Origin of the sequence: Prevotella heparinolytica (assembly GCF_002998535.1) — a bacterium.
GTDB classification, from domain to species: domain Bacteria; phylum Bacteroidota; class Bacteroidia; order Bacteroidales; family Bacteroidaceae; genus Bacteroides; species Bacteroides heparinolyticus.
On the sequence record NZ_CP027234.1, the window covers coordinates 2,682,593 to 2,693,967 of the forward strand.

The following is an 11,375-nucleotide window of genomic DNA, read 5'->3' on the forward strand; positions in this document are numbered from 1 at the left end:
CTTTTGTATTTTATCTTTGTATCAGGATGTTAAGAGGAAGTAGGCTCTGCTGAGGAGCAACCTACCAGCGATAAGCATCCTGACGGCACGCAGTAATGCTACTTGTGGAGGCGGTTACACGCCTCTCTTTTTGTATTACTGATACTGTCTGATATGGCTAAGAAAACCTGAGCCAAAATCCTATGGTAAAACAAACTTTCCACAGCGGACATCAACGAAGTGAGCCGCAAGTTCCTTTATCAGTCAAACCATGTAATGAGAGTTACAGACTTTTTTGAGCGGACTTCAAAGCCGCAAAAGATATGTAGTATTTCTCTCAAAAGAAAGTTGTTTTACCTTATAGGATTCTATATCTTTTGATAACACATGGCACATATTCCTTTTCATGTTTAAGTACAAAATAGACTCTGTTCACTAACCGTCTGGCAATTTTCACAATAGCCTTTTGCGGATTCATCCGTTTCCGGTATTCCGTATAAGCCATTGTCATGGCCGGGTCTTTCCGGATGGCAACCCATGCGGCTTCCACCAACAGACACCGGAGCATGAAATGCCGACGGGGTGTAATGTCACCCACATTATCATTATCACCACTGGAATGACACATGGGAACCAATCCAATGAAAGAGGCTAAATGGTCCGCATTGCTGAAACGGACAATATCGTCAATCTCGCCCATCAGGGTAGCGGCGGTTGTAACACCTATACCCGGAACGGATGTCAGCAGGCGTATCGGTTTGTCGAATGGTGCTTTCCGGGATATTTCACGGATGGCACGTGTTTCCTGCAGCAGCATCTTCCTCAAGCGGATGAACTGCTCAAGGTGAAGCTCCAGTGTTTTCTTTCCATACTCCGTTGAGAATTCAAGGCAGTGCAGCCAATTCAGAAAACGCTTCGACCAGCACCCGATTGAACTCCGGGTAAATTCTTCCGGTATTTCCACTCCATGGAAACGAAGCAATGATTTGATACGGTTCTTGGCACGTGTGCTGTCTTTTACTATCAGGTTTCTCAGCCTTATCAAAGAGCGCATTTCCAGGATGTCAGTTCCCGGAACATATATCCCTTCTAACGAACCTGAACGTAACTCACGGGCGAGCTTGTTGCAATCCACCGCATCGGTCTTACGTAATTTCTCCTTGCTCATCGTCGGAACATCCGCAGGATTGACCACTATATTGTTGATACCTAAATCTGTCAACTTCTCGTGTATCCAGAAGCCACAGAAACCGGCTTCATAAACTGAGAAGTAATCGGCACCCGGATGATTGCTTACCAAATATTTATGCAACGCTTCCGGCTCCGGATCTTGTCTGAATCTTCTCAGTACTGAATGTTCCGATAAGATTGCTACCGACCAACTCTTCAGGTGGACATCAATTCCTACGTAAATATTTTGTCCACTAAAATCTAATGTGTTACTTTGTACACGTTTCATAAGCTATATCGTTATGAGTTAATATTGTTTTTTTCACTTACAAAGTTAACTATAATGGTATAGCTTTTTTAGGGCTATCTTCTGTTATCCGTCACTTCCGATTTTAAACATAGGAACTTTATATATTGTTGTTCCTGCGATAATCCTGGATATCTTTGATTGCTATAATCTTCAGTCGGAACTTTTTTGCTATTTCAAGCAGTTGTGGCAAACGAGCCATTGTCCCATCCTGGTTCAGTATCTCAATGAGTGCACCGCCGGGTGTCAATCCTGCCATTCTTGTCAGGTCAAGTAATGCTTCTGTATGTCCGTCACGTCCCAATACCCCATTTGTATGTCCGTAAAGAGGGAAAATGTGTCCGGGACGTGCCAGTTCTGACGGCTTTATATTACCGGCAACCAAAGCGTGTATGGTGGCGGAGCGGTCATAGGCGGAAACTCCTGTTGTGCAGCCATAGCCTTTCAGGTCAACGGACATGGTGAACGGCGTGCCTAAAAGGGATGTGTTGTCCTCAGACATTGGGAACAGTTGGAGTTCTTTGCAACGTGAACGCGGTAGCGGTACACAAAGAAGCCCTCTTCCGTGTGTAATCATGAAGTTAACAATGTCAGGGGTTATTCTTTCGCCGGATACAATAAAATCACCTTCGTTTTCTCTATTTTCATCATCGACAACTATCACTATTTTTCCTTGTCGAATCGCTTCTATTCCTTCGTCTACAGTATTGAGCATTATGTAATCATTTAATTTTTTCGCAAAGGTAGTCAGAAAAAGTCAAATGAAAGTCTATTTTTTGCTGTTTTTCTTTTTTTATTCTTATATATCATCTCCTATGCTTTCGTTTATTTTCTTTTGTTTTGGATATTTGTTTTCCTTTTTCCTCGGCTTAATCATAAAATACGTTAATTAACAGCGGAAAGTTTTCGTTTTATTTCGTTTTATGGTTTTAATTTGTTTCCTTTGCAAGGAAAGGAAAATAAATAAGAAATGAAAACAAAAGAATTAGCGCTTCGATCGGAAGTGAATCGAAAAAGGTTAATTGAAATTATCTATAAGGCAAAAGCCGGGCATATCGGTGGAGATTTGTCTTGCCTCAATGTTCTTACGGCTCTTTACTTTGATGTGATGAATGTGAATGCTGGTAGTCCTAAGGATGGTTTGCGTGACCGTTTCATTTTGAGCAAGGGACATTGTGTGGAGGCTTTGTATGTGACGCTGGAATCCAAAGGATTTATAGCAGAAGGCATTTTGGATACATTGGGGCAATATGGTTCCATCCTTTCGGGGCATCCCACTATCGGAGTTCCGGGTATTGAAGTGAGTACCGGAGCCTTGGGGCATGGCTTGTCTATCGGAGTAGGTATAGCGATAGCGGCCAAAATGGACAAAAAGGATTATAAGACCTATGTGTTGATGGGGGATGGTGAACAGGGTGAAGGCTCCATCTACGAGGCTGCAATGGCTGCCCGGCAGTATAGATTAGATAATTTGGTGGCGATAATAGACCGTAATCATTTGCAGATTAGCGGAAATACGGAAGATGTGATGGGGATTGATGATATCCATGAACGCTGGACGGCATTCGGTTGGGAAGTAAAGGATATGAATGGTGACGATATGGAAGATATTATCCGGACTTTCCGTTCTATTGATTATGCGAATCTTCATCCTCATTTGTTGGTGGCTCATACGACAAAAGGGAAAGGAGTATCTTTTATGGAAGGGATAGCTAAATGGCATCATGGAGTTCCGAGTAATGAACAGTATGAACTGGCCATTCAAGAAATATCAGAAAAAATTAAGGATTTAGAATATAATTGATATGATAGCTTGCAGAAAAAGTTTCACCGACACTTTGTTGTCATTGGCTCGGATGGACAAGGACATCATTGCTGTGACGACGGATGCCCGTGGTTCTGTGACGTTAAATGATTTTGCCAAGGAATTGCCGCAGCAATTCGTGGAGTGTGGTATTGCGGAGCAAAATGCTGTGGGTATTTCGGCCGGGTTGGCCCATAGCGGAAAGAAAGTGTTTGTATGTGGCCCGGCTTGTTTTTATGTAGCTCGTAGCTTGGAGCAGGTAAAGGTGGACTTGGCTTATAGCCAGAACAACGTAAAGATATTGGGAGTAAGTGGAGGAGTAGCTTACGGAGCTTTGGGGGCTACTCATCATAGCTTGCACGACATTGCTGTGCTGCGTACTTTCCCCGGAATGAATATTGTGTTACCCTGCGATGCCCGACAGACGAAAAAACTGGTTAAACTCTTGGTTGATTATCCCGAACCGGTTTATGTACGTGTAGGTCGTGCAGCAGTTCCCGATGTTTATGAGAACGATGATTTTGATTTTGCCATAGGTAAGGCTAACATGTTGCTGAACGGGACAGATCTGACTATTATCGGAACCGGTGAAACTGTATATCACGCACGTCAGGCAGCTTTGAAGTTACGTGAATATAGTATTTCAACCCGGGTACTGGACATGTCCTTCATTAAACCTTGTGATGCGGAAGCTGTTTTGAAAGCTGCTTCTGAAACCGGACGTATCATCACGGTTGAGGAGCATAGCCAGTATGGAGGTCTTGGGGCAATGGTGACTGAAATCATCTCCGAGCATCCCGTACCGGTGAAAATCCTGGGTATCCCTGACGAGAATGTGGTGCATGGGACCTCTCTTGAAATCTTTGCACATTATGGGCTCGATTCACCCGGTATCGTGAAAACTGCCCTTGACTTCCTTAAGTAATTCCAGTTCGATAAACTTAAAATCAATCAGCCTTTAATAATACCTAAAATGAAAAATCTGATAATTGCAATAGATCAAAGTACCTCGGCTACCAAAGCCATGCTATTCAATGAGAGGTGTGAAATGCTGAGACGCGTCAATGTCACCCATGAACAATATTATCCCAAATCCGGATGGGTGGAGCATGATGCTGAAGAAATCTATCGGAATGTACAGAAAAGTATAGCCGAACTGATAAAGGAGGAAGTGGCAGACAATATGTATTCGTTGGCCATCACTAATCAACGTGAAACAGTGGTTGTATGGAATAAGCATACGGGCAAACCGGTATGCAATGCTGTGGTATGGCAATGCATGCGTGGTGCTGATATTTGTAATGGGTTGAAAGCCAATGGATACAGTGAAATCGTGCAGGCAAAAAGCGGCTTGCTATTGGATCCTTATTTCTCGGCCAGTGGTGTAAAGTGGATACTTGACAATGTGGAAGGAGCCCGTCAGGCTGCTGATAACGGTGACTTGTTGATGGGAACCATTGATACGTGGCTGATTTGGAAATTGACTGATGGTAAACGCCATGTGACAGATTATACCAATGCTTCCAGGACTCTTTTGTTTAATATTCATACGATGCAATGGGACAGTGACCTGCTGGAGCTATTTACCATACCCGAAACTATGATGCCCGAGTTACTGCCATGTGATGCTGTTTTTGGAGAAACCACGGTGGAAGGACTATTCAAGAATCCTATTGTCATAGCCGGTGTATTGGGTGATTCCCATGGTGCACTGGCCGGTCAGATGTGCTTTGAAGAAGGGCTGGGCAAGGTCACTTATGGAACCGGCTCATCAGTGATGGTGAATATTGGTGAAAAAGCTGCCGTTGCTCCCCGTGGATTGGTCACTTCCATCGGTTTTGCCGCACTTGGAAAAGTATTCTATGCTTTTGAAGGCAATATCCATTGTACTGGTGCTACTATCAAGTGGTTAGAGCAGAGATTGCAGATGATTGGTTCGCCAGACGAAGCGGAAGAGTTAGCGGTTACAGTAAAAGACAATGGAGGAGTGTATATTGTACCGGCTTTTGCCGGGTTGGGGGCTCCCTGGTGGCAAGGGGATGTAAAGGCAGCCATTTTAGGGCTGACCTTAGGTACCGGGAAGTCGCATGTTCTCAGGGCAGCACTTGAATCCATAGCCTATCAAGTGAATGATCTGGTCAGAGTGATGACCGGTCAGGCAGGTATAAAGCTGAAAGAAGTCAGAGCCGATGGAGGACCTACAAAAAATAAATTCCTGATGCAGTTCCAGGCCGACTGCTTACGTGTACCGATCAATTGCTCAGATGTTGAAGAAGCTTCGGCCTTGGGAGCCGTTGTAATGAATGGAATGGCCCGCAAGATATGGACGAGCTTTGAGCAGGTGTCCGTATTATGCCGGAGTCGCTACCGCATAGAACCGCAAAGTAACTTGCCACAGGTAGAAAAATGGTGTGAAGGCTGGTTGAAAGCGGTAAACCAATTAATCAGATAAATATTTTCAAAGTATAATTTAAATACCCACTATCTACAATGAAAAACAAGGAAAGAATGTGCTTCGGTATAATTATCGGCACCCGTGCTTATTTTAATTCAGAATTGGCAAAAGACGTTCGCAAACAATTGTTGAAAACACTCGTTGACGAAGGCTATGACTATGTGATCTTACCTGAAGACGCTACTCCTACCGGTAGTAGCAGTATTGAAACCCGCGAAGACGGATTGAAGTGTGCGGAACTATTCCGACAGAATCGTGACCGCATTGACGGTATCATAGTTTCCCTGCCCAACTTTGGCTTTGAGATTGGAATCATCAATGCTATCAGTGTGGCTGATTTGAATGTCCCCGTTTTGGTACAGGCTTGTGACGACGAGAACGACAAGGTGGATTTGGACAGCCGCCGTGATGCTTTCTGCGGTAAGATCTCAGTTTGTAACAATCTGTATCAATATGGCATACCTTTTACAGATACCACGCTACACACCTATTCTATATACTCCGAATTGTTAGCCAAGGATATCAACAAGTTTGCTGGTATTTGTCGTGTAGTCAATGGGTTGCGGCATGCACGTATCGGTGCTATCGGTGCCCGTCCGGCAGGCTTCCAGACGGTACGTGCAAGTGAGAAACTGTTACAGAAGAGTGGCATTACAGTCGTTCCGGTTGACCTCTCTGAAATACTCGGCGCTGCCCGCAAGATTGAGGATACGGATGCGGAGTTGCTGAAGAAGCTTGAAGAAATTAAGTGCTATGCGGCAGTTCCCAAGGAATATAGTGACAAGCTGGTGCTTCAGGCAAAATTCGGTGTAGCTGTAGAACGTTGGATTGAAGCCAACCAGATTGATGCTGTGGCTGTTCAGTGTTGGGACTCTTTGGAACAAAACTATGGTTGTGCAGCTTGTGTGACAATGAGTATGCTGGGTGAAAAAATACTTCCTGCCGCTTGTGAGGTAGATATTGCCGGCGCTGTATCCATGTATGCTCTGACATTGGCAGCGCAAGGTCAATCGGCATTGCTCGACTGGAACAACAATTTTGCAGAAGAACGGAACAAATGTGTATGTACCCATTGCGGTAACTTCCCGAAATCGTTTGTCGGAAATGATTTGAAGCTTGGTACACTGGGCGTTTTGGGACGTACGCTGGGTAAGGTCAATACATTCGGTGCCGTATATGGCAAAGTGGCCAAAGGTGACTTCACGTTCTTCCGTATTTCCACTGATGATACTAAAGGCGCTATCAAGGCTTATTTGGGTACTGGTGAAATCACGGATGACCCGTATGGAATGGATGGATGTATAGCTGTTACTAAGGTGAATAACTTGCAGACTCTGATGAAGTATATTTGTAAAAATGGTTTTGAACATCATGTGGCTATGGTTCGCAATGATGTGAAAGATATTCTGAACGAAGCCATCGAGAATTATTTGGGCTGGAATCTGTATGTGCATGAATGAATGAATAGTAAACACACGGTAAACAACAGAAGATAATTATGATACTTGTTGACAACTATATTTTGGCCATTTTGTGTTGTGTCTATTGCTGCCTCTGTTGGGGCTCTTGGGCGAATACGCAGAAGATGGTGACCTCGAAAAACTGGAGTTTCGAGCTTTTCTATTGGGACTTGACTTTCGGTTTGTTTTTCACGGCTCTGTTGGGGGCTTTGACATTGGGAAGTCTGGGAAGTGAAGGCCGTACTTTCTTTGAGGACTTAGCGGCAATGGATTGGAACAGCATGAAGTATGCATTGTTGGGTGGTATTGTATGGAATTTCGGTAATATCTTTTTGACGGCAGCTATCGCTGTGGCTGGTATGTCAATAGGGTTCCCCATTGGTGGAGGCTTAGCTTGGATAGGGGGTATAATTTTCAATTATCTGCTGATAGCTTTGGCCGGTGAAGTGTACCCCGGAAATCAGGCATTACTTTGGATAGGGGTCGTTGTTATCATTGTAGCCATCTGCATTTGTGGGAAGGCTTATGGAAAGATGTCGGCAAGTCAGGCATCCACCCCTAAAAAAGGTATCCTATTGGCTGTTGTGGCAGGATTGGCCATCATGTTCTTCTATGGATTGGTCGTAAAATCACTCGATTCCCAGTATGTTACGGGTGGTACGGGGTCACTGACTCCCTATACCGGAGTATTTTGTTTTGCCACCGGTGTCCTTATCACTACTCCTGTTTTCAATACGTTTGCAATGAGTCATCCAGCTCAGGGAAACAAGGTCACAATGAAGGACTATCTGAAAGGTGATGCCCGTACGCATCTGATCGGTATGTTGGGAGGTTTTATCTGGATGAGTGGTATGGTAGTCAGCTTTATGGGGGCCGGTTCAGCCAATCCGGCCATAGCCTATGCGTTGAGCAATGCTGCACCGGTGGTAGCCATGATCTGGGGGGGCTTTGTCTGGAAAGAGTTCAAAGGAGCTCCCAAAGGAACTGTTCCTATGATTGCGACCATGTTTGTACTCTTTGTTGTGGGATTGGTACTGATCACTCTTTCAAACTGATTTTTTTAATTCATTGTTAACCCAAAATAGTAATAAATGAAAACGATTGTAACACAAATTAAACAGAAAAGGTTAATGGCCTCGGTGCTGTTACTTTTGGTAGCTATGACATCTGTTTTTGCGCAGAAACATGTAAGTGTATCTGGCAGAATCACCGATGAGCTTAATGAACCGATGATTGGTGTAAGTGTATTGGAAAAAGGCACGGCAAATGGTGTCATAACTAACTTGGATGGTGATTATACCTTGTCGGTGAATGAGGGCGCCACTATCGTCTTTTCGTATATAGGTTATGTGACCCAGGAAAAGAAAGCCGTTGCGGGTACTATGAATATAGTGCTGAAAGAAGATAACAAGACTTTGGACGAAGTGGTTGTTGTGGGGTATGGTGTACAGAAGAAAAGCTCCGTAACGGGGGCTATCTCTTCTGTAAAGGCTGAAGACTTTGAAAATCGTACCATAACCAATGCCGAGCAGGCCCTGCAGGGTAAGACAGCCGGTGTGCAAATTATTTCTGCATCTGCAGCTCCAGGTTCGAATCCTGCCATTCGTATCCGTGGATATAGCAGTAATGCCAGTTCAGATCCTTTGTATGTAGTCGATGGGCTGCGTACGAAGGATATCAGCAACCTCGATCCGAATGATATTGAGAGTATGGAAGTGTTGAAGGATGCTGCCTCTGCTGCTATCTATGGCGCCCAGGCCGGTAACGGTGTTGTTTTGATTACCACCCGGAAGGCAAAAAAAGGAGTCCGTCGTATTTCTTATGATTTCCAGTTGTCCTCCCAATCTTTGGGCCGTACTCCTGATATTCTGAATGCCCAGGAATATATCGATTATATGACTGAGGGCAATCTTATTCCCAAGGAAACAATAGATAGGTATTGGGATGGAAGAACAAATACAGATTGGGTGAAAGAAACGTTTGAATCATCCATGATGCAACGTCACAATATCAATTTCCAAGGAGCCAATGATAATGGTTCACTGTTTGCATCACTTTCTTATTTAAGCAACAATGGTCCCATTGTAGGCAATAAGGATGTTTTCGACCGCATTACCGGTACTGTCAACGCAGACTATAAGGTGAAGGATTGGCTGAAATTCACGACAAACAATTCATTCTCCCGGTATCATGTACAGGCGGTGAGCGAAGGTTCGGCAACCGGTTCCCTGATGCTGTCTGCCATTCAGCTTGACCCTCTGACGCCGGTTACCTATGCACCGGACAAACTGCCCGACACAATGGTTAACTATATGAACCAAGGACATACCCTGCTTCAGAATGCCAATGGTGATTATTATTCCATTTCTCCTTATGGCGACTCCAATAATATCAATCCGTATATCATGCGTGACCGCGGTACGACAAAAAGAGATGGTTTTGTGTTCAGCGGTTCCACTTATCTGGATTTTACTCCGATCAAAGAGCTGGTCATCACTTCACGTTTGGGATACCGCTATACGTACAGCAATTCCTATGGCTATGTTATGCCTAACATTACCTGCTCTGACCTTTATCAGGACTATGTATCGGTGAGTGCGACAAGCTCCAACACCACCTACTGGCAATGGGAAAACTTTGTCAACTATACCAAGACATTTGCAAATAAGCATAATGTAAACGCGATGCTTGGTATATCCTATTCTTCCAATACCTCCTTTGGAGTGACGGGAGGAATCAATGGTAGCCGTTCCGGCGACAAGGTTGATTTAGGTATTACCAAGTTGGATCCCAATTATGCCTATTTTGCTTTCCAGACCGGTACTGCCACCCGTACGGTAAGTGGTGGAGAGAAGCGGAGGTATGCCAATCTTTCTTACTTTGGCCGGGCATCCTATGACTATGCAGGCAAGTATTTTGCCCAATTCACTCTTCGTGCGGATGCTGCCGACTTGTCTATCCTTCCTTTGCAGAAACGTTGGGGCTATTTCCCGGCTGTATCTGTCGGTTGGGTGCTTTCCAACGAGAAATTTATGGAGAACCTCAAGTCAATCTCTCATTTGAAGTTGCGTGCAAGCTGGGGACAGAATGGTAGTATCGCCGGTTTGGCAGACTATATGTATGATGCTACGATTTTGTCTGGAATCAATTATCCGATGTCCGGTGATGTGTCTTATGAAACGGGGTCGTTGCCTTCTGCAACCGGTAACTATGATTTGAAGTGGGAAACTTCCGAACAGATAGACTTGGGTATTGACCTCCGGATGCTGAACGACCGTTTGAGCTTCGGATTTGACTATTATGAGAAGAAAACCAAAGACTTGATTGTAACCGGCATTACTCCTTCTTTGATTGTGGGCAACACAACTTCACCTATGAACGCGGGAAATGTCAAGAACAGCGGATTTGAATTTGAACTTTCATGGCGTGATCATATCAAAGATTTCAGTTATAGTGTAAAAGGTAACATTGCTACTTTAAAGAATAAAGTGACCTATCTCCATGAAACGTTGGAACGTATTGCCAGCACAACAAATGCAGGTATCGGCACTATGAACTATTTTGAAGAAGGACATCCCATTTGGTACATGCGCGGCTACGAGTGTACGGGTATTGATCCGCAAACGGGTGACCCAATGTTCAAAGACAAGAACGATGATGACATTATTGGAGATGCTGACCAGACAGAAATCGGCTCTGCCATTCCCGACTTTACTTATGGCATTACTTTGACAGCTGCCTGGAAAGGTCTTGACTTGACAATCTTCGGTTCCGGTTCTCATGGCAATGATGTGTTTGCCGGCTATAACCGTACTTCTCGCATGAAAGCGAATACCTTGAAGGAATTCTATGACGGACGGTGGACTGCTGCAGGAGACAATGCAAAATATGCCCGTTCCAATCCCAGTAATTATGATAAGTATTTGAAGAGTTCCAAATTTGTATTCGACGGTTCATATTTTAAAATCAAGCAGATACAGTTGGGCTATAATCTGCCTAAGAATTTGTTGAAGCAGGTCGGTTTGAGTAACCTTCGTTTGTATTGTTCTTTAGATGACTTCTTCACATTTACCAAATATCCCGGATTTGATCCTGAATTTACGAGTACAGGCAATGCGATGGGTTTGGATATGGGCTCTTATCCGTCCAGCAAGAAAGTTGTGCTTGGTTTTAACGTAGTATTTTAAACTTTAATTCAAT

Annotated in this window: 8 protein-coding genes; 6 read left to right on the plus strand and 2 right to left on the minus strand. The window is 44.1% G+C overall.

Annotation, left to right across the window (positions count from 1 at the left end):
* Positions 1-337 precede the first annotated feature (337 nt).
* Entirely contained in the window at positions 338-1,438 is a 1,101-nt protein-coding gene (locus C3V43_RS10785) for an IS110 family RNA-guided transposase (RefSeq protein WP_106069815.1), read from the minus strand.
* Between the two features lie 118 nt (positions 1,439-1,556).
* Positions 1,557-2,171, minus strand: a complete 615-nt coding sequence (gene ribB, locus C3V43_RS10790; RefSeq protein ID WP_106069816.1) for a 3,4-dihydroxy-2-butanone-4-phosphate synthase — start codon at positions 2,169-2,171, stop codon at positions 1,557-1,559.
* Between the two features lie 255 nt (positions 2,172-2,426).
* On the opposite strand from ribB, the gene C3V43_RS10795 reads away from it, so the two are divergent.
* From C3V43_RS10795 to C3V43_RS10820, 6 genes are all read left to right on the plus strand, one after another.
* Positions 2,427-3,260: a transketolase gene (locus tag C3V43_RS10795; protein WP_106069817.1), complete on the plus strand. Its 834-nt coding sequence runs from the start codon at positions 2,427-2,429 to the stop codon at positions 3,258-3,260.
* Between the two features lies 1 nt (position 3,261).
* On the plus strand, positions 3,262-4,185 hold the full coding sequence (locus C3V43_RS10800; protein WP_106069818.1) for a transketolase family protein: 924 nt from the start codon (positions 3,262-3,264) through the stop codon (positions 4,183-4,185).
* Between the two features lie 48 nt (positions 4,186-4,233).
* Positions 4,234-5,712: an FGGY-family carbohydrate kinase gene (locus C3V43_RS10805; RefSeq protein ID WP_106069819.1), complete on the plus strand. Its 1,479-nt coding sequence runs from the start codon at positions 4,234-4,236 to the stop codon at positions 5,710-5,712.
* A gap of 38 nt (positions 5,713-5,750) precedes the next feature.
* On the plus strand, positions 5,751-7,175 hold the full coding sequence (locus tag C3V43_RS10810; RefSeq protein WP_106069820.1) for an L-fucose/L-arabinose isomerase family protein: 1,425 nt from the start codon (positions 5,751-5,753) through the stop codon (positions 7,173-7,175).
* A 38-nt stretch (positions 7,176-7,213) separates the two neighbouring features.
* Entirely contained in the window at positions 7,214-8,230 is a 1,017-nt protein-coding gene (locus C3V43_RS10815) for a GRP family sugar transporter (RefSeq protein WP_106069821.1), read from the plus strand.
* Positions 8,231-8,305: 75 nt separating this feature from the next.
* On the plus strand, positions 8,306-11,362 hold the full coding sequence (locus tag C3V43_RS10820; protein WP_106069822.1) for a SusC/RagA family TonB-linked outer membrane protein: 3,057 nt from the start codon (positions 8,306-8,308) through the stop codon (positions 11,360-11,362).
* Positions 11,363-11,375 lie beyond the last annotated feature (13 nt).

Coding starts and splice junctions, on each gene's coding strand:
- C3V43_RS10785 (WP_106069815.1), bottom strand. CDS start 1,438: ATGAAACGTGTACAAAGTAACACATTAGATTTTAGTGGACAAAATATT.
- ribB (WP_106069816.1), bottom strand. CDS start 2,171: ATGCTCAATACTGTAGACGAAGGAATAGAAGCGATTCGACAAGGAAAA.
- C3V43_RS10795 (WP_106069817.1), top strand. CDS start 2,427: ATGAAAACAAAAGAATTAGCGCTTCGATCGGAAGTGAATCGAAAAAGG.
- C3V43_RS10800 (WP_106069818.1), top strand. CDS start 3,262: ATGATAGCTTGCAGAAAAAGTTTCACCGACACTTTGTTGTCATTGGCT.
- C3V43_RS10805 (WP_106069819.1), top strand. CDS start 4,234: ATGAAAAATCTGATAATTGCAATAGATCAAAGTACCTCGGCTACCAAA.
- C3V43_RS10810 (WP_106069820.1), top strand. CDS start 5,751: ATGAAAAACAAGGAAAGAATGTGCTTCGGTATAATTATCGGCACCCGT.
- C3V43_RS10815 (WP_106069821.1), top strand. CDS start 7,214: ATGATACTTGTTGACAACTATATTTTGGCCATTTTGTGTTGTGTCTAT.
- C3V43_RS10820 (WP_106069822.1), top strand. CDS start 8,306: ATGGCCTCGGTGCTGTTACTTTTGGTAGCTATGACATCTGTTTTTGCG.